Here is a 20,531-nt window from a genome sequence, read left to right on the forward strand (position 1 = left end):
CGGCGGGTTAATTGGCTAGACGCGCAAAGAAAAAAGCGCCGCGACCTCAACGGAAGCGGCGCTTTTCATTTATGGGTTACCGAATGCTTACAGCAGGTGTTGCTTGTCCATTTCGATGGCGGCATCGAGGGTTTCCAGCAGCGCCTTGCGCACCTTCAGCTTGGTGTTCTTGTGCGCGGTCATGTTGATCTTCTTCATCTGCTGCGCCACCGCCTGAGTGGTGGCCAGCAATTGTTCGGCCGGCACCACCTTGTCGAGGAAGCCGGCCTCTACCGCGCCAGCCGGGTCGAACATCTCGCCATTGATCACCGAACGGTGGAACGCCGACTTGCGCAGGCGGTCACGTGCCAGTTCGATGCCGACGTGGTGCATGGTCATGCCGATCTGCACTTCATTCAGGCCGATATTGAACGGACCATCCACGCCGATACGGTAATCGGCCGACAGCAGGATGAACGCACCCTTGGCCACGGCATGACCCGGGCAGGCGACGATGATCGGGTAGGGATGGGCGAGCATGCGTCGCGCCAGCGTGGAGCCAGCAGCCACCAGGTTGATTGCATTCTGCGGGCCCGAGGTCATCACCTTCAGGTCATAGCCGCCGGAAAGAATCCCCGGCTGGCCGGTGATGACGACGATGGCGCGATCCTGCTCGGCGCGGTCGAGGGCGGCATTGAACGCAGCGATCACGTCAGGCGAGATGGCATTGACCTTGCCATTGCTCAGGGTGAGGGTGGCGATGCCGTCTTCGAGTTGATAGCTGATCAGGTCGCTCATGGCGGTTTTCCTTGTTAGAGCCTTGGGGGCGAATGTGGGCAGAAGGTACTCAGCCGAAGCGCTCTGGTAAAGCGCCGCGGCTGACTGGCTGGTCAGTGTTTTTGCCTATCGCGGCGATGCCGGATGGCAATTGGTCGAACGCAAAGCCAGGCCTTTAAGGTGTGCAGCGAACCGAAGGAGCTGCCCCATGAACACCCTCAACTCCATCCTTTATATGGTCGCCGTGATCGGCCTGCTGCTGGCATCGGTCGTGCTCAGCGAAACCTTCTACCTGCGCAGCCCATCCGGCGTGCTGCTGCTATTCGGCTTGGGCCTGTTCATGTCCCTGGGTTTTCTGCTGTTCGGCCACATTCGCTTCGACGAGCAGCCCTGCGAGAAGCACGACGAAAACCCGCTTCGCTCTTAAGCGCATGAATCCTTTAAAAAAAATTTGCCATCGAGAAAACATTCGACTACATTAGCGCGCCTCGACGGGGTAAACGCCAAAACGTCGAGATCCGGTGAAGTGTCCGAGTGGTTGAAGGAGCACGCCTGGAAAGTGTGTATACGGGAAACCGTATCAAGAGTTCGAATCTCTTCTTCACCGCCACTTTCGCAATACCTAAAGCCCTGAGAACTGAGAAGTTTTCGGGGCTTTTTGCTTTTTGCTTTCTGCTTGTCGCTCTTCTCTCGGCGCAAGACGCTAATCAGCCAAGCGCTCGCTTCAATTCGATGGAGCAGGTGATTGCCTGGAACGTCGCATACATTCGCGCAGACTAGCGAAATATCGTTGGTTAGCGGCTTTTGCTGGCTTGGATTCGGCACCGGCCAGCAACTCATTGCGTAGTTGCTGGCGTTTGTCGTCTGGCATCGTCGCTCCCTTGAGGCAATTAGCTTGAATGGTTGTTCGTCTGGCACGGTCAAGCCGTACTCCTTACCTGCAATGCCGAAGATACAGCCATATTGGCCAATACCCGCCGACAACGGCGGAGGCGCTTGTCATCATTCCTTCGCCGCTCCGTCATATCGCTGCCACCGCGATTGGTTGCAATCGCAGCATAGGCCAGGAGGATGCTGCGATGCAGATATGCGTGATTGGAGCGGGATACGTAGGTTTGGTGACGGCCACCTGTTTTGCCGAGATGGGCAATCAGGTGGTCTGCGTCGAGCGAGATCCGCAGCGCGTCGCGATGCTTTCGCGAGGCGAGGTGCCGATCTATGAGCCTGGCCTGGAGGCGATGCTCAAGGCGCAGCTGGCCGCTGGGCAGCTCAGTTTCACTTCGCAGTTGAAGGCCGGCATCCGCCGGGCCGAGGTGATTTTCATTGCGGTGGGTACGCCCAGTGGCGAGGACGGTTCGGCCGATCTGAGCCATGTGCTGGCGGTTGCCGACGAGCTGGGTGAACGGCTGGATCATACGTGCCTGGTCGTGGACAAATCCACGGTGCCGGTGGGCACCGCTGAGCGTGTGGCGCAGCGCATCAACGCCGGTCTGGCGCGTCGGGAGCAACGGGCGCGGGTGACCGTGGCGAGCAATCCGGAGTTTCTCAAGGAAGGTTCAGCGGTCGAGGATTTCATGCGCCCCGACCGGGTGATTGTCGGCTGCGACGATGAGCGTGGGCGTGAGCTGCTGCGCCGGCTGTATGCGCCATTTCTGCGCAATCACGACCGCCTGTTGTGCATGGGCGTGCGCGCCGCCGAGTTCAGCAAGTACGCGGCCAATGCCTTTCTGGCGACCAAGATTTCCTTTATCAACGAGATGGCGGGCATCTGCGCGCGCCTTGGTGTGGATATCGAGGAGGTGCGTCGTGGCATCGGTAGCGACCGGCGCATCGGCACGCACTTCATCTATGCCGGCTGTGGCTACGGTGGTTCGTGCTTTCCCAAGGATGTGAAAGCGCTGATCCGCACGGCGGAGCACGAGGGCATCGAGCCGGGCATCCTGCGTGCGGTCGAAGCGCGCAATGCGTTGCAGAAAACGCTGCTGTTCCAGGCTTTGCGCGAGCATTTCAATGGCCACTTGCAGGGTCGGGTCGTCGCGCTCTGGGGGCTGGCCTTCAAGCCCGGTACTGACGATCTGCGCGAGGCGCCCAGCCTGGTGCTGCTCGATGCACTGCTAACGGCCGGCGCCAAGGTGCAGGCTTGCGACCCTGCCGCCACGGCAGCTGTCGCTGCGCGTTATCCAGCGGCCATCGAGTCGGGGCAACTGCTGCTGAGCGAATCCCCCTATGCCGTCGCCCAGGGTGCGGATGCGCTGGTGCTGGTGACGGAGTGGAAGCAGTTCCGTCAGCCGGACTTCCCGCGTATTCGTGGCGTGATGCGCATGCCGGTGCTGTTCGACGGGCGCAACATCTATGACGCCGATCAGCTGGCGGAGCTGGGTTTTCTTTATCGCGGCATCGGTCGACCTGCAAGCGGCAGTTGTAAGGCTAGCGCGGCTTGATAGACTGGGTGCGCATTCCAACCGTCCCCACTAGGGAGTCCCATGATCAAGAAATGCCTGTTCCCCGCTGCCGGTTACGGCACGCGCTTCCTGCCTGCTACCAAGGCAATGCCCAAGGAAATGTTGCCGGTGGTGAACAAGCCACTGATTCAATACGGGGTTGAAGAGGCACTCGAGGCTGGCCTCAACCAGATCTCCATCGTCACCGGTCGCGGCAAGCGTGCGCTGGAAGACCATTTTGACGTGAGCTACGAGCTCGAACACCAGATCAAGGGCACCGACAAGGAGAAATACCTGGTTGGCATCCGTCGTCTGATCGACGAGTGCAGCTTCTCCTACACCCGTCAGGTCGAAATGAAAGGCCTGGGTCACGCCATCCTCTGCGGCCAGCCGCTGATCGGTGACGAGCCGTTCGCCGTGGTGCTGGCCGACGACCTGTGCCTGAACCTGGAAGGCGACAGCGTACTGGCGCAGATGGTCAAGCTGTACAACCAGTTCCGCTGCTCCATCGTCGCGATTCAGGAAGTGCCGAAGGACGAGACCTACAAGTACGGCGTGATCGATGGCGAGATGATTCGCGAGGACATCTACCGCGTCAGCAACATGGTAGAGAAGCCCAAGCCCGAGGATGCGCCGTCGAACCTGGCGATCATCGGTCGCTACATCCTGACCCCGGATATCTTCGACCTGATCCGCAGCACGCCGCCGGGCAAGGGGGGGGAGATCCAGATCACCGACGCCCTGATGCGTCAGGCCCAGCAGGGTTGCGTGATGGCGTACAAGTTCAAGGGCCAGCGTTTCGATTGCGGCAGCGCCGAGGGTTACATCGACGCGACCAACTTCTGCTTCGAGAACCTGTACAAGACCGGCAAGGCGTTCTGATACGCCTTCAGGTAAACGAAACGCCACCCTCGGGTGGCGTTTTGCATTTCAGGGGATGGGCATTTCTTCGGAACCAGGCCCGAGCGGCTGGCCGTAGCTGAATTCGACGTAATTGCCGGCCGGGTCGCGCAGGCCGCAGTAATAGCCAACCGGGTAGGGTTCGTCGCGTGGAGCCCAGATCAGGCAGCCGTCGTCTTCGGCCATGGCGGCGACTCGATTGACCTCTGCGCGGCTGCCCAAGGCAAAGCCGAAGTGGCTGTAGTCATTGGCAGCCAGGTTACGGTCTTGCCCGCCCGGCATGATCACGAAGATGAACTGGTGTTCCTTGCCCGGCTCGGCCATCCAGACGATGCGTGTGCCCTTGCCGGGGCGCTCGTGGATCACCTGCATGGCGCAGAAACGTTGATAGAAGGCGATGCAGGCGTCGAGATCGGGGACGTGCAGGGCCAGGTGAGTCAGGGTAGGGCGCATGTTCTCCACCTCCGGCGTTCAGCTTAGCGCGGGCCTTTACGGTATGCTCCTCGTCTGCCAAGGAGATACCCCATGAGTTACGACTTCGACCTGTTCGTGATCGGCGCCGGTTCCGGCGGCGTACGTGCGGCGCGCTTCGCCGCTGGTTATGGTGCCCGCGTCGCGGTCGCCGAGAGCCGCTATCTGGGCGGCACCTGCGTTAATGTCGGTTGCGTACCGAAAAAACTGCTGGTGTACGGCGCGCATTTCGCCGAGGACTTCGAGCAGGCCTCGGGTTTCGGCTGGTCGCTGGGCGAAGCGAATTTCGACTGGGCGACATTGATCGCCAACAAGAACCGCGAGATCGAACGCCTCAATGGCATCTACCGCAATCTGTTGACCAATAGTGGTGTGAGTCTGTTCGAAGGTCATGCGCGTATCGTCGATGCGCATACCGTCGAAGTGAACGGCCGGCGGCATAGTACTGAACGCATCCTGATCGCCACCGGCGGCTGGCCGCAGATTCCCGATATTCCCGGTCGCGAGCACGCCATCAGCTCCAACGAAGCCTTCTTCCTCAAGCAACTGCCCAAGCGCGTACTGGTGGTCGGCGGCGGTTATATCGCCGTGGAGTTCGCCTCGATTTTCCATGGCCTGGGCGCGCAGACTTCGTTGCTGTATCGCGGCGAGCTGTTCCTGCGTGGCTTCGATGGTGCGGTACGTGAGCACCTGCGCGATGAACTGAGCAAGAAGGGCCTGGATCTGCAGTTCAACGCCGACATCGCCAGCATCGAACGCAACGCTGACGGCAGCCTGGCCGCGACGCTCAAGGATGGTCGTGTACTGGAGGCCGACTGCGTGTTCTACGCCACCGGTCGCCGACCGATGCTCGACAACCTCGGCCTGGAGAACGTCGAGGTCAAGCTGGACAAGCGTGGCTATATCGAAGTCGATGACCTGTTCCAGACCTCCACGCCGTCGATTCTCGCCCTTGGCGATGTGATCGGCCGCGTACAGCTGACCCCGGTTGCGCTGGCTGAAGGCATGGCCGTGGCTCGCCGCCTGTTCAAGCCCGAGGAATACCGGCCGGTGGATTACAGCATGATTCCCACCGCCGTATTCAGCCTGCCGAACATCGGCACCGTTGGCCTCAGCGAAGAGCAAGCCATCGAGGACGGGCACAAGGTGAAGATCTTCGAGAGCCGCTTCCGCCCCATGAAGCTGACGTTGACCGAAGATCCCGAGCGCACGCTGATGAAGCTCGTGGTCGATGCCGATAGCGACCGCGTGCTCGGCTGCCATATGGTCGGCCCGGAGGCCGGCGAGATCGTTCAGGGCCTGGCTGTCGCGCTGAAAGCCGGTGCGACCAAGCAGATCTTCGACGAGACCATCGGCGTGCACCCGAGCGCCGCCGAGGAGTTCGTCACCCTGCGTACGCCGGTCAGCCGCTGAGGACAGCATGGAAAAGCTTTTCTATGTCGCCGACCTGTTCGGCGTAGCGGTATTTGCCATCACCGGTGCGCTGATGGCGGGGCGCAAGTCCATGGACCTGTTCGGCGTGCTGGTGATGGCCATCGTCACCGCGCTGGGCGGTGGCACGTTGCGCGATCTGATTCTGGACAACCACCCGGTCAGCTGGATTCGTGACGATACCTACATCCTGGTCGCTTCCCTGGCGGCGCTGGGCACCGTGGCCTGGGTACGCATGACCCGCCCGATTCACGAGAAGGGCCTGTTGATCGCCGACGCCTTTGGTCTGGCTGTGTTTACCGTGTATGGCACTGAACTGGCGCTGCAACACGGTACGCCGATCAGCACTGCGGTGATCATGGGAGTGATGACCGGTGTGGTCGGCGGGGTGATTCGCGACGTGCTGTGCAACGAGATTCCGCTGATCTTCCAGAAGGAAATCTACGCCACGGCCTGCATCGCCGGCGCGCTGACCTTTATCGGCCTGCGTGCCCTGGGCACGCCACACTGGCTGGATACCGCCGCGGCGATGCTCGTGGTGCTGGCAGCGCGCCTGGCGGCGATTCACTGGCACCTCGGGTTGCCGCGTTTTCATCTGCTGGATAGGCATTGAGCATGATCGAGAGACTGGATCATCTGGTACTGACAGTGGCGGACATCGACGTCACCGTCGACTTTTACCAGCGTGTGCTGGGCATGCGTCACGAGCGCTTCGGTGCCGGGCGTAGCGCTCTGGCATTCGGCCAGCAGAAATTCAATCTGCATCAGGCCGGGCGAGAGTTCGAGCCCAAGGCGATCAAGCCAACACCGGGCGCCATCGATCTGTGCCTGATCACCCTGTGGCCGCTGGAGCGCGTAATGGCTCACCTGGCCGAGCAGGGCGTGACGGTAGAGGAGGGGCCAGTGGCACGTACTGGCGCCGTCGGTCCAATCGAGTCGGTGTATTTTCGCGACCCGGACGACAATCTGATCGAAGTGAGCCGTTATCTCGCCTAGAGGGCGGCTTGTCGCTGGCTGCGGCACCTCGGCATCCGCTGGCTGAGGTCGAGGTGTCGCGCTATGGCGTGATTGCCGGCGAGGCGCTGCGCGACGATATCTTCCGCATCGACAGCATGGTGGAGAAGCCCAACCCTGAGGACGCACCGTCGAATCTGGCGATCATCGGCCGCTACATCCTCACCTCGAGGCCCTCGACTAGGCGCAGTGTGAGCAGACCTTCCGCACCAATATCTTCGCCATGTTCCAGCTGACCAAGGTCGCGCTGGAGCATCTGCAACCGGGCTCGAGCATCATCAACACCAGCTCGGTGACGGCCTACAAGGGCAACCCGATGCTGCTCGACTATTCCTCGACCAAGGGCGCGATCACCTCGTTCACCCGCTCGCTGTCGATCAACCTGGCGCCGCGGGGCATTCGCGTCAATGGCGTTGCACCCGGGCCGATCTGGACGCCGCTGATCCCGTCCACGTTCAGCGCCGAGAAGGTCTCCGAGTTCGGCGCCGACACGCCGCTGGGGCGCCCCGGACAACCTGCAGAGGTCGCCCCGGCATTCGTTTATCTGGCCAGCAACGATGCCTCTTACGTCACCGGGCAGATGCTGCATGTCAACGGCGGCAGCGTGGTCAACGGCTGATGAAAAAAGCCTGAACGACTCGTGGCAGAGCCTGCCTCATTTTATGTAGAGGCAATAACGCCTCGCGAGTCACCACTGTTCTGTCAGCAGCTGCAGGAGCACAGCATCCGCAGTGTGGAGTTCGAAAGAGTCATACGCACGTAGCTGTAGCGGCAACTGCAGGAGAGGGCGGTTCAGCCCGTTGTGCAGGCTGTCGAAGAGAAAAGTGCGCAGACGGTTCGGCGTTACTCGCGTTATGGCTTAAAGTAACCGGTCGCCGAAAGAACCGTCATGGCCATAGCCATGAAGGGCTTTCATTCTTTACAAATAAGTGTGTGGTGAAGATGAACAAGCCTTTCATTTCGCTGTGCCCTGAAATTACTCGGGCACATGCGCTGACGCTGATGGAGTGGTTGCAGGATGAGCGCGTCACCTGCTATCTGAGCGACTCGCGTCATGTTTCCCGTTCCATCGCGGAAGTCATCGATCGGACGCAGTTGCCGATCCTGACCCATCTGTTCAACCGGGGCGGTCGTTTCTTCATGGCCTATGACCGGCATGACGAGCCGGTGGGCTTTGTCCGTCTGATCAAGACCGGCCTGGAGTGCGAGATCGTCCTGGCCATCGGAGACAGCGACAAATGGGGCCGAAATCTCGGCGCCCGCACGATCCGCGAAGGCATGAAACTGGCCTTTCTCGACATGCGCGCCGAGAAGCTTATCGCCAAGATCCACCCGGACAACGTGCGCTCGCTGAAAGCTTTTGTGCGCAGCGGCTTTATGCTCGAGAACGAAACGCCAACATTGAAATCGTTTTCCATGACGGCGGGGTGTTATCGTCAGCTCCTGCGCGAAAGTGCCGGTACCGACGTTACAGGAATCCAGATCACTGAAATCGACAAGGCCAGGCTCGAGAACCTGATCGCACTCGAGGAGGGGCCGGCCATTGTCGAGCTCGAACATGAGCTCGAGCGTGCTGTCGTCGTCAAGCCAGAGGAAGTGGCACGCAATGTCGTCACGATGAACTCCAAGGCCTTGCTGCAACTGGACGACGAAGAGATCGAAGTGGCCTTGGTCTATCCCGAAGACGCCGACAGCCGCGCCGGAAAATATTCGGTGTGTTCCGATATCGGCGCGGCCATTCTCGGCTACCAGGAGGGAGACGCCATCGACTGGCGGATTTCCGATCGGACTTTCCGGATCGAGATCAGTAAAGTGCTTTATCAACCGGAAGCTGCGGGCGATTACCACCTGTAATCGCTCCTTTGGCTCATCGTTGCTTCATCAGGCATACATTTTTTGATGCCTGATGAGGGCGGGCCATCTGTTCTGAAGGCCGTAGGGAATTCGACCTGAGAAGCGATTGACCTGGGATCGTTGAAAGCGGATCTCCAGGTGAGAGGTCCATCTCACCCAATAAGTAATTTAACATAATATACATTATGCGAACCTATGGCTTATCCAATGTAGGGCTCTTTACTCTTGATTTGGCCAGACTGAATCACCTACGTTGGCTCCCATACACCTGAAATGCCAGGCTTCATCGTTCCCATGATCCATATACTCCCATGGGCCCTGAGACCTTTCGCCTGGTCATTCTCTCAACCGCATCTGCAGCTTCGCTTTGGGGTCGATAATCCTAGATGCGCGCAGCGATAAATTTCCGAGATGCCATATGGGTTCGCTTCGAGTCAGCGTCTGCACAACACGACGGATCGTATGGGTTGGTTGTACGTAGATCGCGATTTCCTGGATCGACACGAGTCTCCGGACTGATTTATTCGGCTGACTCGGCCGCGTCTCGGTAACCAGGTTGAGCACCTTATCGCGATTCTCTTGACCCATGCGTCGGCTCAAACAATACTGTATTCCTATACAGTATTTGGTTGCTAATCCATGCCTTCCGTGGTCGCGCTTGACCGGTTGATCGATGCTCGTCGTGTATGGCGAGGCCAGGTCGTTTCATCGCCATCGGGCGCCAATTTCTCAACCGGACATCATTTTCTCGACGCCGTACTGCCAGGTGGCGGCTGGCCCCAAGCTGCCCTCAGTGAAGTTCTCACGGCGGCGCCTGGCATCGGCGAGCTGCGCTTGTTGTGGCCGACCCTTGCTAGCCTGACGGTTTCAGGCGAACGGGTGGTGCTGATCTCCCCTCCTCATGTGCCCTACCCTCAGGCCTGGATTGATGCCGGCGTTGATCTACGCCAATTGAGCATTATCCAGGCAGATGGCCGCGATGCTCTGTGGGCTGCCGAACAATGTTTGCGTTCGGGGAGTTGTGGCGCGGTGTTGAGCTGGTTGCGTCAGGCCGATGATCGCTCGCTGAGACGTCTGCAGGTGGCAGCTGCTACCGGGCAAACCCTGGCTTTCGCCTATCGGCCGCAGGCAGAAGCGGCCAATCCTTCACCGGCAGCACTACGGCTGGTGCTCGACAGCCAGCCAGCACAGCTGCGGGTGATCAAGTGTCGCGGTGGTTTGCCGTCGGCTCAGCCGCTCGCGCTTGCCTGGCATTGAGCCTGCCATGCTCTGGGCTTGCATCCTGTTGCCACAGTTGGCCATGGACGGCGTACAGCGTCACCGCGCCAACCCCGACGAGCCGTTGGTGCTGCTCAACGGCTCGCCACAACGGCGCGTTCTACAGGCGGTCAACCCGGCAGCCCGAGCCCTGGGGCTGAAATCCGGCCAGTCACTGACTGCAGCACAGGCGCTGACACGCGGGTTTGCCACGGCAGAATACGATTGCGCGGCCATCGAGCGCTGGCAGCAATTTCTGGCCGCCTGGGCCTATGGTTTCAGTGCCCAGGTCAGCCTGCACTATCCGCGCTGTCTGCTATTGGAGGTGCAATCCAGCCTGGGGCTGTTCGGCCCATGGCCGCGTTTCGAAGCGCGCTTGCGCGCCGAGCTTTCGGCGTTGGCCTTCCAGCATCGCATTGCTGTCGCGCCGAATCCTGCTGCGGCGCGGGTGCTGGTGAATGTCGGTGATGGACTGATGGCCAGTGATGGTCAGGCGCTCATGCAGATGCTCGCCCCCTTGCCAGTGGATCGGCTCGGGCTCTCTCCTGCGGCAACCACGGCCTTCAATCGCATGGGGCTCAGACAGTTGCGACAGCTGTTGGCTTTGCCGCGTGACAGCCTGGCCAAACGCTTTCCAGTCGAAGTGCTACGTCATCTCGATACTTTGTCTGGCCAGCGTCCGCTAGCGCTGGATTTCTTCGTGCCTGCGGATGTTTTCGATACCCGTATCGAACTGAATTTCGAGGTGGAATCGCATCAGGCACTGCTGTTCCCGTTACGTCGACTGACAGCCGATCTGGCGGCTTATCTGGCCTGCCGTGACAGCGGCGTGCAGCGTTTCACTCTGCATCTGGAACACCGCGCGGGTGCCGATACGCAGATACAGGTGGGCCTGCTCAGCACCGAGCGTGATCCCGGTATGCTGTTCGAGCTGACACGAGGCCGTCTGGAGCATCAGCAGCTGCCAGCGCCGGTGCTTGCGGTGCGGCTGGAGGCACGTGAATTGCCGGTCTTTACGCCGCAGCATCAGCAACTGTTCGACGAGCGACCGCAGCAGAACCAGCCCTGGGAGCAATTACGCGAGCGGCTAAGGGCGCGCCTCGGTGATGACGCCCTGCATGGCCTCGGTGCCAGAGCCGATCACCGTCCCGAGCGTGCCTGGATGAACGTCTCGACCAGCCCCTTGCTGCCTCCCAACGGCCCGCGGCCAGGCTGGTTGTTGAGCGAACCCCAGCCGTTGCGCGAAGGCTCACTGCGCATCCTCTCCGGCCCGGAGCGCATCGAGTCCGGCTGGTGGGATGGCGAGGATGTGCGCCGCGACTATTACGTGGTGCAGACCCGTGCTGGGCAGCGCGGCTGGGCGTATCGGCCAGTCGGCAGTGATGGGCCGTTGCTGCTGCACGGCTGGTTCGCATGAGCGATTACGCCGAGCTGCATTGCCTGTCGAACTTCAGCTTCCAGCGCGGCGCGTCCAGTGCGCAGGAATTGTTCGAGCGTGCGGCAAGGCTGAACTATCGCGCCTTGGCGATCACAGATGAGTGCACCCTGGCTGGCATCGTGCGCGCTTGGGAGGCCTCGAAGAAAACCGGAGTAAAGCTGATAGTGGGCAGCGAAGTGCAGATCGAGCAAGGCCCAAAGCTGGTGCTGCTGGCCGAGAACCTGACGGGGTACCAGGCGCTATGCGGCCTGATCACCCGGGCGCGGCGCAGAGCAGCAAAAGGCACCTACCGATTGCTGCACGAGGACCTCGTGGCACCGCTCGATGGCTTGCTGGCCATCTGGCTCAGCGAGGGTGAAGTCAACGCCCTGCCCTGGCTTTGCGCGCTGTTTCCCGAGCGCCTGTGGCTAGGCGTTGAGTTGCATCGCGGCCCTGACGATACCGCGCGCCTGCAGCGCCTGCTCGAGCTGGCAGGCAATAACGACCTGCCGGCTGTGGCCTGTGGCGACGTGCACATGCATGCCCGTGGCCGCCGCGCCCTGCAGGATTGCATGAGCGCCATCCGTCACCATCTACCCGTGGCTGAGGCTGGCGCCTATCTGTTCGCCAATGGTGAACGGCATTTGCGCCGGTTTGATGAGCTGGCCGAGCTTTATCCACCCGAGCTGCTTGCGCAATCGCTGTGCATCGCCGAGCGCTGCAGTTTCGATCTCAGCCAACTGAATTATCACTACCCGCACGAGCTGGTGCCTGCAGAGCATAATCCCACCTCCTGGCTACGCGTTCTGGTGGAGCGCGGCGCTGACGAGCGCTGGCCTGATGGAGTGCCGGATAGGGCCCGCACACAGATCGAACACGAGCTGGCGCTGATCGCCGAGCTGGAATACGAAAGCTACTTTCTGACCGTTCACGACATCGTCCGCTTCGCCCGCGAGCAGCACATCCTCTGCCAGGGCCGGGGTTCGGCGGCCAACTCGAGCGTCTGTTTCGCCCTGGGCATCACCGAACTGGACCCGACGCACAGCCGGCTATTGTTCGAGCGCTTTCTCTCCCGCGAGCGCAACGAGCCGCCGGATATCGACGTCGATTTCGAGCACGAACGGCGCGAGGAAGTCATCCAGTACGTGTTTCGTCGCTACGGTCGAACGCGTGCGGCGCTCACCGCCGTGGTCAACACCTATCACGGCGCCGGGGCGATACGTGATGTCGCTAAGGCCCTTGGCTTGCCGCCGGATCAGGTCAATGCGCTGGCCGATTGCTGTGGCCGCTGGAGCAGTGGCCCACCAACGCCGGAACGCCTACAGGAGGCGGGTTTCGATCCGCAGAATCCGCTGCTCAGGCGCGTGCTGATCCTGACCGGCGAGCTGATCGGTTTCCCCCGGCACCTGTCGCAGCATCCGGGCGGCTTCGTCATTTCCGAGCACGCGCTCGACACCCTGGTGCCGGTGGAGAACGCGACCATGGCCGAGCGCACCGTTATCCAGTGGGACAAGGACGATCTGGACAGGGTCGGCCTGCTCAAGGTCGACGTCCTGGCCCTGGGCATGCTCAGCGCCCTGCGCCGTTGTTTCGGCCTGATCGAGCGCTACCGCGGCACGCAGTGGACGCTGGCCACTTTGCCCAAGGAAGACCCGGCCACCTACGCCATGATCAGCCGCGCAGATACCATCGGCGCCTTCCAGATCGAGTCACGCGCGCAGATGGCAATGCTGCCACGCCTGCGCCCGAACACTTTCTACGACCTGGTGATCCAGGTGGCCATCGTCCGTCCGGGGCCGATCCAGGGTGACATGGTGCACCCCTACCTGCGTCGGCGAAACCGCGAAGAACCGATCGATTATCCCTCTGATGAGCTCAAGCCAGTCTTCGCGCGCACGCTCGGCGTGCCGCTGTTTCAGGAGCAGGTCATGGAGCTGGCCATCGTCGCAGCCGACTACACGCCCGGCGAGGCGGATGAACTACGCCGCAGCATGGCTGCCTGGAAACGTCATGGCGGGCTCGAACCACATCGTCAGCGACTCACTTCGCGCATGCTGGAAAAGGGTTACACGCAGGCGTTCACCGAGCGGATCTTCCGCCAGATCGAGGGCTTCGGTAGTTACGGTTTTCCCGAGTCGCACGCAGCCAGCTTCGCCCTGCTCGCCTATGCCAGTTGCTGGCTGAAGTGCCACGAGCCCGCTGCCTATGCCTGCGCTCTGGTCAACAGCTGGCCGATGGGCTTCTACAGCCCCGATCAGGTGTTGCAGGACGCACGGAGGCATGATGTCGAGGTGCGCCCCGTGGACGTACGCTACAGCGACTGGGATTGCAGCCTGGAGCCCGATGAACATGGCGAGCCGGCCATCCGCCTGGGCCTGAGGATGATTCGTGGCATGCGCGAAGACGACGCGCGCCGTATCGAACAGGCGCGCCAGTCAGGTGCATTCCGTGATGTCGAGGACCTCAGCGTGCGGGCACGTCTGGATGCTTCGGCGCGCGAGCGCCTGGCCGATGCCGGCGCACTCGGCGGCCTGGTTGGCCACCGCTATCAGGCGCGCTGGGCGGTGGCTGGCGTCGAGGAACAATTACCGCTGTTCGCCGGTGTATCTACGCCGAATGAAGCCGCTCCGGGCCTGCCTGCCCCATCGCAGGGGGAAGATCTGTTGACCGACTATGCGACGCTCGGCACCACCCTCGGCCCGCACCCTCTGGCCCTGCTGCGCCAGGCTCTAAGGACACGGCGCTGCCGGAGCTCGCGTGAATTGCAGACCGTCGAGCATGGCCGTCCTGTCAGCGTGGCCGGTCTGGTGATCGGCAGGCAAAGGCCGCAAACCGCCAGCGGGGTCATTTTCGTCACGCTCGAAGATGAGTTCGGCCTGGTCAATGTGGTCGTCTGGCATGACCTGGCCGAGCGCCAGCGGCGAGTCTTGGTGCAGTCGCAGATGCTGCGCATCGACGGTCATCTGGAGGCGGAAGATGGCGTCCGCCATGTGATCGCGGGGCGTCTGACGGATATGACGGAGCTGCTGACCGGGTTGGACATACGCAGCCGCGACTTTCATTGAATCACTCGTCTGGCCAGCACTCACCGCAGGCCAAGAAGATGAAAAAAAGGCCGCACTGGATCACCAGGCGGCCACAAGTCGTCTTAACCAAAGGAGATGAAGTGGAGCCAAGGCGACGGCTTTCGGGAGTGATGCAAAACCGCCGCCCCTGGAATCTTCATCAGGGTGAAGCCTATCGTCGATCGACTGCAACAGCGCATCGAAGTCATTGATAGTGATCATCAATCAGCTCGAATAGTGCATCGGCAGACGGGGTGATAACTCTAAGCGCGCCCTCTGGGCCGGGCCTTACCTCGCTGTGAGGCGCGTTTAGAACAGCACACAACACCGGGAGCACCCATGCACAAGAAGCACTGTCTCGCGCTGGCTTGCAGCCTCGCGTTGGGCGGGCAGTTGGCGCACGCCAGCAGCCAGTCCGAGGCCAACGGTTTCGTCGAAGACGCCAGCCTCAATCTGTTGCTGCGCAACGCGTACTTCAACCGTGATTACAAAGACAATACCAACGACGCCAAGACCTGGGGTCAGGGCTTCATCGCCACCTTCGAGTCCGGTTTTACCCAAGGTACCGTCGGCTTCGGCGTCGATGCCTTCGGTCTGCTCGGGGTCAAGCTCGACAGCGGCCGCGGCCGCAACTATCGCGCCTTCTTCGACACCGATAGCGAAGGCCGTCCGGTGGACGACCTGTCCCAGGCCGGTGGTGCGGTGAAGCTGCGCGTCTCCAATACTGTTATCAAGTACGGCAACCAGTTCCCTTCCCTGCCGGTTCTGGCCCATGACGACAGCCGTCTGCTGCCACAGACCTTCACCGGCACGCTGGTTACCAGCAACGAGATCGAAGGCCTGGAGCTGAACGCCGGTCGTTTCACCGCTGACAGCCCGATGGGCGACTCGGCGCGCGACCCTAATCGCCTCAAGAGCATCGACGTGCTCGGCGGCAGCTACGCCGTCAGCGATGACCTGAGTCTGGCGGTGTATCACGCCGATCTCGAGGACATGTACAAACGCTACTACGCCAACGTCAATTACAACCTGGCGCTGGCGACCGATCAGGCGCTGAACTTCGACTTCAACATCTACCGCACCAAGTACGACACCGGCTCGGTGGCCGCAATCGATCTCGGCGGTGACGGCCAGGGTGATCGCAACACCATCTGGAGTCTGGCGGCCAAGTACAGCATCGGCGCTCATGCCTTCATCGTCGCGCATCAGCGCAACAGCGGCGATGCCGGCTTCGCCTACGACTACGGTGATGGCGGCTCCAGCATCTACCTGGCCAACTCCTACTACTCGGACTTCAACCTGAAGGACGAACGCTCCTGGCAGGCCAGCTACGAGATGGACTTCGCCGAGTACGGCGTGCCGGGTCTGCGCTACAAGTTCGCCTATGTACGCGGTGACACCATCGATACCGGCAACGACAACAACGGCACCGAGCGCGAGATCTTCAACCAGATCGGCTACACCATCCAGAGTGGGGCCGCCAAGGATCTGCACCTGCGCTTGCGTCACTCCATTTACCGTTCCAGCACTGATGTAGGGCCAGATCTCAACGAGATTCGCGCTTTCGTCGAATACCCGCTGAGCATCCTCTGATGGTCGCTGCCCCGGCCTTGGCCGGGGCAGTTCTCAACCACGCAGAGCTTGCGCAACGGCCCTGGCGGCATCCTCGATGGCACGTTCTTCATAGGGTGCAAAGCCTATTACCAGTCCCGGCCATCGCGGATTGACGCAGAAACTCGCCAGTGGCTGCGCGTCGATACCAGCAACCTGCAAACGCGCGATTGCGCGCCAACTGGGCAAACCCGCCCTGCTCCTCACCGGGTTTGTTGCGAAACCCCGTCAGCGATATGCCACCGTAACTGCCAATACCTCCAATCGTGCTCATGCTGTGCTCCTTGACTGAGTTGCAATTGCCAGGCGCACTTAACCAATTGAAAGTGTTGAATATTTAGATAGATAAGGATGACGAGGTAAGCCCTTGCCGCTGGTGGCAAGGGCTTGCAGGGGCAGGCTTAGTGCTGACCGCTCATTTGCCGGAAGGCATCGAGCAGTGCCTGACTGAGATCGACCGAGGAGAACTTGGTCAGCACCGCGTTGGCACCGACCGAGCGTGCTTTCTCGGTATTCATGGTGCTGTCCAGCGAGGTGTGTAGTAGCACGTAAGTATCGGCGATATCGGGGCTGCGACGAATTTCCTGAACCAGGCTGTAGCCGTCCATCTCCGGCATCTCGATGTCCGAGACCAGCAGCTCGAATGGCATGCCGGCCTGATGGTATTCATGCAGTTGTTGCAGGGCAGCCTGGGCGCTGCGCACTGCGGTGCAGTCGAGCCCCAGTTGGCGCAGCACGTTAAGGGTCTGTTGCAGCGCAACTTGCGAGTCGTCGACCAACAGCACGCGGCGGCCTTGTAACAAGCGCGCGTCCTGGCCATCGAGCAGTTGCCCAACTGGCGCCTCTTCCAGTGCTGGGTCGATATCGTGCAGCACCTTCTCGATATCGAGAATCTGCACGATGGCGCCATCGATCTGGGTCACGCCAGTGATGAAGGCCCGATTACCGGCCCCGGCAGGTGGCGGACGCACGTCGCGGGTGGAGCACTGCACGATGCGTTCGACACTTTTCACATGCAGGCCCTGACGCGAGCGACTCAGCTCGGTAACGATCAGGCAGCCGTCGTCTTCGTCAGCCGCACCGCGCTCGCCGATGGCGCGCGCCAGGTCGATCACCGTCATCGCGGCACCGCGTAAGGTGGCGATGCCGCGAACATTGGGGTGACGATTAGGCAGTTTGGTCAAGGCCGGACAGGGAATGATCTCATTGACCTTGAGCAGGTTGATCCCCAGCAGGCGGCCGCTATGCAAACGAAACAACAACAGCGATAGCGCGTCGCCGATGACCATACTCATGCCACTTTCCTTGAAAGAACGATTAGACCTACCGGATATAACGACCGGGTGGCCACGGACTTTAATCCGTGGCCAGTTTCAGGGCCACTCGCCCGCGATTAGGGCAGGTTTCCATGTAGCGATGCGCTTCGACGAAGTCTTCGAAATCGAACACCTTATCGATCACCGGCGTCAGCAAACGGTCCGCCGTCATCTGGTTGATGTGCGTAAGTGCGCGCTGCACAGCATCATTGTTTGGCTCGATCCCCAGTTCCGGGCAGCCAGTGAAATCCAGCACGCAGTGACGGAAAAACTGCAGGTGCTTCTTGAAGGCTGCGCAGGCAGGAAATGCCGTGTCGTTGCCGCCATTAATACCGTACAGGATCAACTTGCCGCGCGGTGCAGCGATATCACCCAGTAGCTTCATCTGCGGGCCGGCACACTGGTCGAGAATCACCTCGACACCCTTGCCCTCGGTGTAGCGCTCGACTTCCAGGACCAGGTCCTGCTCTTCGGTCGCAATCACCTTGTCAGCACCCAGGCCACGCAGGAACTCGCGATCCTCCGAGGAACTGGTGGAGGCGATGACCTTGGCACCCAATGCCTTGGCCAGTTGCACGGTTTGCGGCGCCATGCAGTGGCTAGCCTCGGTGATCAGTACATGCTGGCCGGGCTTCAGATGCGCGAGGTCGATCAGCGCCAGATAGCCGAACAGCAGGCTGGTGTAATGCACGCTGGCCTCGACCGGGCTGAGCACGTCGGGATAACGGGTCAGGGCGTGGCTGGGCATCAGCACCAGATCGCCCCAGGTCGGATAATGATTCGGCGTGCCCGCCGGGAAGCCGGCGACGGCGGCGCCGACGTCGAAGTCGCTCACGCCGTCACCCAGCGCGGCCACTGTACCGGCCAATTCAAAACCGGTGCCGGCCGGGAGCTTGGCCTGTTCGGACGCCAGGTTCTGCCGCCACAGCACGTCCTTCCAGCCCAGGCCGACTGCCTGCACACGCACCAAGACTTCGCCAGGGCCGGGCACAGGGGTCGGAACCTCTTCGTTCTGGAGCACATCGGCATCGCCGAACTTATGAAAACGGATCATGCGGGACATCGCTTACCTCGAGCTTGATCGCGGATTAACACTTCAATGACTGTGGACTCTATCCGCTGTGCGGCGGCGACACTATCAGACTCTATCGATAGTCTTCATGCCTATCAGTGATTCAGCAGCTTTCAATCCGCTGCACACTGCCCGTAATATTGCCTGGGCAAAGGCTCTCATTTGCAGCGCCGCGCTGACAAGGCCCGTATCCCTCGAATGGTACCCGGATGAACCGCAACGACCTGCGCCGCCTCGATCTGAACCTGTTGATTGTCTTCGAGACCTTGATGCACGAGCGCAGCGTGACGCGAGCAGCGGAGAAACTGTTTCTCGGCCAGCCCGCCATCAGTGCGGCGCTGGCTCGCCTGCGTACCCTGTTCGATGACCCACTGTTCGTGCGTACCGGGCGCAGCATGGAACCGACACCGCGCGCGCAGGAGATCTTCGCCCTGCTCTCGCCGGCGCTGGACTCGATCTCCACCGCTGTCAGCCGCGCCGCCGACTTCGATCCTGCCACCAGTAAAGCGATTTTTCGCATCGGCCTGTCCGATGACGTCGAGTTCGCCCTGCTGCCCGCCCTGCTCCGCCGTCTGCGCGCTGAGGCCCCCGGCGTGGTGCTGGTGATTCGCCGTACCAACTACCTGATGATGCCGGGGCTGTTGGCTTCAGGCGAAATCTCGGTGGGCGTCGCCTACACCGAGGAGCTGCCGGCCAACGCCAAGCGCAAGATTCTCCGCCGCAGCAAGGCCAAACTGCTGCGTGCCGACACCGTACCCGGTGCGCTCAGCCTTGATGATTATTGCGCGCGCCCGCATGCGCTGGTGTCCTTCGCCGGCGACCTCACCGGCTTCATCGACGATGAACTGGCCAAGGTCGGGCGTGAGCGCCACATCGTACTGGCTGTTCCGCAGTTCAACGGTCTGGCCACCCTGCTGGCGGAAACCGATATCGTCGCCAGCGTGCCAGATTACACCGCCGCTGCCTTGACCGCAGCCGGCGGCCTGCGCGCCGAGGATCTGCCGCTGGAAACGCAGACCTTCGAGCTGCACATGGCCTGGCGCGGCGCCCAGGACAACGACCCGGCCGAGCGCTGGCTACGTTCGCGTATTCAGATGTTCTGCGGCGACCCGGATAGCCTCTGATAAATATCTGGAAATGCACGATCCAAGTGTCTCCAGGAACCTTGGCGCACTCTCATAGATCAAAATTGATATAAGTCCGCCTTTTATCATTCCCGATGATGTTCAAATTCATGGCATTCGATTCGTAGCCCTCCAAGTCTCGTCGCAGACTCCGCCAATCCACAAATCCGACTGGTGGAGTCACCCATGGAACAGCAGCACAAGTACATCTGGATATTCCCCCTGGCCCTCGCCGGCGTCCTCGCACTCAGCGGCTGCGAACAGGCTGAGCAGAGTCAGGCGCAAATGCCCGCACCCAAGGTCAGCGTTGCCGAAGTGATCGAGCAGCCGATCAACGAATGGGACGAGTTCACCGGGCGCCTCGAAGCACCGCAGTCCGTCGAAATCCGCCCACGCGTCTCCGGTTACATCGACAAGGTCGCCTTCGAAGAAGGCACGCTGGTGAAGAAAGGCAATCTGCTGTTCCAGATCGACCCGCGTCCGTTCCAGGCCGAGGTCAAACGCCTCGAAGCCCAACTGCAACAGGCCCGCGCCAGCCAGGCCCGTGCCGCCAACGAAGCCCGCCGCGGCGAACGCCTGCGCCAGAGCAACGCCATCTCCGCAGAATTGGCCGATGCCCGCGCCAGCGCCGCCACCGAAGCTCAGGCTCATGTCGCCGCAATCGCTGCCGAGCTGGAAAACGCCCGCCTCACAGACTGTGTGAAAACATTCTGAACTGAACCGGTTCAATACAAACGCCTCGATTGATTCGGGGCGTTTGTGTTTTTACTGGTGCAATGATGCAAAGTGCAGCGCTCAGGTC

General features: G+C 61.1%; 17 protein-coding genes, 1 tRNA gene and 4 pseudogenes. 16 read left to right on the plus strand and 6 right to left on the minus strand.

Annotated elements, in window-relative coordinates; all coding sequences use genetic code 11:
* Window positions 1-87: 87 nt before the first annotated feature.
* Window positions 88-777: a crotonase/enoyl-CoA hydratase family protein gene (locus ACNFCJ_RS21160; protein WP_416773476.1), complete on the minus strand. Its 690-nt coding sequence runs from the start codon at window positions 775-777 to the stop codon at window positions 88-90.
* A 187-nt stretch (window positions 778-964) separates the two neighbouring features.
* Between ACNFCJ_RS21160 and ACNFCJ_RS21165 the strand changes: the two genes are divergently transcribed.
* The 4 genes from ACNFCJ_RS21165 to galU all read left to right on the plus strand — a co-directional run bounded on the left by ACNFCJ_RS21165 (window position 965) and on the right by galU (window position 4,079).
* Complete coding sequence (locus ACNFCJ_RS21165; RefSeq protein WP_416773478.1) at window positions 965-1,183, plus strand: hypothetical protein; 219 nt, start codon at window positions 965-967, stop codon at window positions 1,181-1,183.
* A gap of 93 nt (window positions 1,184-1,276) precedes the next feature.
* Window positions 1,277-1,366, plus strand: a tRNA-Ser gene (locus ACNFCJ_RS21170).
* Between the two features lie 469 nt (window positions 1,367-1,835).
* Window positions 1,836-3,197: a UDP-glucose dehydrogenase family protein gene (locus ACNFCJ_RS21175; protein ID WP_416773480.1), complete on the plus strand. Its 1,362-nt coding sequence runs from the start codon at window positions 1,836-1,838 to the stop codon at window positions 3,195-3,197.
* A gap of 42 nt (window positions 3,198-3,239) precedes the next feature.
* Complete coding sequence (galU, locus tag ACNFCJ_RS21180) at window positions 3,240-4,079, plus strand: UTP--glucose-1-phosphate uridylyltransferase GalU (RefSeq protein WP_416773482.1); 840 nt, start codon at window positions 3,240-3,242, stop codon at window positions 4,077-4,079.
* A 48-nt stretch (window positions 4,080-4,127) separates the two neighbouring features.
* Here galU and ACNFCJ_RS21185 read toward each other — a convergent pair whose 3' ends face one another.
* Complete coding sequence (locus tag ACNFCJ_RS21185; protein ID WP_416773483.1) at window positions 4,128-4,550, minus strand: VOC family protein; 423 nt, start codon at window positions 4,548-4,550, stop codon at window positions 4,128-4,130.
* A gap of 72 nt (window positions 4,551-4,622) precedes the next feature.
* On the opposite strand from ACNFCJ_RS21185, the gene gorA reads away from it, so the two are divergent.
* The 9 genes and pseudogenes from gorA to ACNFCJ_RS21230 all read left to right on the plus strand — a co-directional run bounded on the left by gorA (window position 4,623) and on the right by ACNFCJ_RS21230 (window position 14,606).
* Window positions 4,623-5,981 carry a glutathione-disulfide reductase gene (gene gorA, locus ACNFCJ_RS21190; RefSeq protein ID WP_416773485.1) on the plus strand — a complete coding sequence of 453 codons (1,359 nt, stop codon included), beginning with the start codon at window positions 4,623-4,625 and terminating at the stop codon, window positions 5,979-5,981.
* A gap of 7 nt (window positions 5,982-5,988) precedes the next feature.
* Window positions 5,989-6,612, plus strand: coding sequence for a trimeric intracellular cation channel family protein (locus ACNFCJ_RS21195; RefSeq protein ID WP_017676851.1), 624 nt, complete (start codon window positions 5,989-5,991; stop codon window positions 6,610-6,612).
* Window positions 6,613-6,614: 2 nt separating this feature from the next.
* Complete coding sequence (locus ACNFCJ_RS21200) at window positions 6,615-6,995, plus strand: VOC family protein (RefSeq protein ID WP_416773488.1); 381 nt, start codon at window positions 6,615-6,617, stop codon at window positions 6,993-6,995.
* 50 nt (window positions 6,996-7,045) lie between these two features.
* Window positions 7,046-7,180 (plus strand): annotated as a pseudogene (locus tag ACNFCJ_RS21205) (sugar phosphate nucleotidyltransferase); the annotation flags it as partial.
* A gap of 20 nt (window positions 7,181-7,200) precedes the next feature.
* Window positions 7,201-7,632: pseudogene (locus tag ACNFCJ_RS21210) on the plus strand (SDR family oxidoreductase); the annotation flags it as partial.
* A gap of 270 nt (window positions 7,633-7,902) precedes the next feature.
* Window positions 7,903-8,867: pseudogene (locus tag ACNFCJ_RS21215) on the plus strand (GNAT family N-acetyltransferase).
* Window positions 8,868-9,506: 639 nt separating this feature from the next.
* Window positions 9,507-10,124, plus strand: coding sequence for a translesion DNA synthesis-associated protein ImuA (imuA, locus tag ACNFCJ_RS21220; protein WP_416773490.1), 618 nt, complete (start codon window positions 9,507-9,509; stop codon window positions 10,122-10,124).
* Between the two features lie 7 nt (window positions 10,125-10,131).
* Window positions 10,132-11,541 carry a Y-family DNA polymerase gene (locus ACNFCJ_RS21225; protein ID WP_416773492.1) on the plus strand — a complete coding sequence of 470 codons (1,410 nt, stop codon included), beginning with the start codon at window positions 10,132-10,134 and terminating at the stop codon, window positions 11,539-11,541.
* Window positions 11,538-14,606 carry an error-prone DNA polymerase gene (locus ACNFCJ_RS21230; protein ID WP_416773494.1) on the plus strand — a complete coding sequence of 1,023 codons (3,069 nt, stop codon included), beginning with the start codon at window positions 11,538-11,540 and terminating at the stop codon, window positions 14,604-14,606. The genes ACNFCJ_RS21225 and ACNFCJ_RS21230 overlap by 4 nt, the downstream gene beginning before the upstream one ends.
* A 60-nt stretch (window positions 14,607-14,666) precedes the next feature.
* Here the strand turns inward: ACNFCJ_RS21230 and ACNFCJ_RS21235 are convergent, their stop codons facing one another.
* The gene (locus ACNFCJ_RS21235) at window positions 14,667-14,828 is read right to left on the minus strand and encodes a hypothetical protein (protein ID WP_179576512.1); all 162 of its coding nucleotides are present in this window, start codon (window positions 14,826-14,828) and stop codon (window positions 14,667-14,669) included.
* Window positions 14,829-14,945: 117 nt separating this feature from the next.
* Here ACNFCJ_RS21235 and ACNFCJ_RS21240 point away from each other — a divergent pair, with 117 nt between their 5' ends.
* A complete protein-coding gene (locus ACNFCJ_RS21240; RefSeq protein ID WP_416773496.1) occupies window positions 14,946-16,199 on the plus strand; it encodes an OprD family porin in 1,254 nt (417 codons plus the stop codon).
* An 88-nt stretch (window positions 16,200-16,287) separates the two neighbouring features.
* On the opposite strand, the gene ACNFCJ_RS21245 is transcribed toward ACNFCJ_RS21240, so the two are convergent.
* The 3 genes from ACNFCJ_RS21245 to ACNFCJ_RS21255 all read right to left on the minus strand — a co-directional run bounded on the left by ACNFCJ_RS21245 (window position 16,288) and on the right by ACNFCJ_RS21255 (window position 18,596).
* The gene (locus ACNFCJ_RS21245) at window positions 16,288-16,491 is read right to left on the minus strand and encodes a hypothetical protein (protein WP_416773497.1); all 204 of its coding nucleotides are present in this window, start codon (window positions 16,489-16,491) and stop codon (window positions 16,288-16,290) included.
* A 127-nt stretch (window positions 16,492-16,618) separates the two neighbouring features.
* A complete protein-coding gene (locus ACNFCJ_RS21250; protein ID WP_416773498.1) occupies window positions 16,619-17,512 on the minus strand; it encodes a chemotaxis protein CheV in 894 nt (297 codons plus the stop codon).
* A 61-nt stretch (window positions 17,513-17,573) separates the two neighbouring features.
* Entirely contained in the window at window positions 17,574-18,596 is a 1,023-nt protein-coding gene (locus ACNFCJ_RS21255) for a zinc-dependent alcohol dehydrogenase family protein (RefSeq protein ID WP_416773500.1), read from the minus strand.
* A 218-nt stretch (window positions 18,597-18,814) separates the two neighbouring features.
* On the opposite strand from ACNFCJ_RS21255, the gene ACNFCJ_RS21260 reads away from it, so the two are divergent.
* Window positions 18,815-19,729 (plus strand): LysR family transcriptional regulator, encoded by a 915-nt coding sequence (locus ACNFCJ_RS21260; protein WP_143507429.1) that lies wholly within the window; start codon window positions 18,815-18,817, stop codon window positions 19,727-19,729.
* Between the two features lie 186 nt (window positions 19,730-19,915).
* A pseudogene (locus tag ACNFCJ_RS21265) lies at window positions 19,916-20,419 on the plus strand (efflux RND transporter periplasmic adaptor subunit); the annotation flags it as partial.
* Window positions 20,420-20,531 lie beyond the last annotated feature (112 nt).

The organism is Pseudomonas sp. NY15364 (assembly GCF_048068235.1).
GTDB classification, from domain to species: domain Bacteria; phylum Pseudomonadota; class Gammaproteobacteria; order Pseudomonadales; family Pseudomonadaceae; genus Aquipseudomonas; species Aquipseudomonas mendocina_D.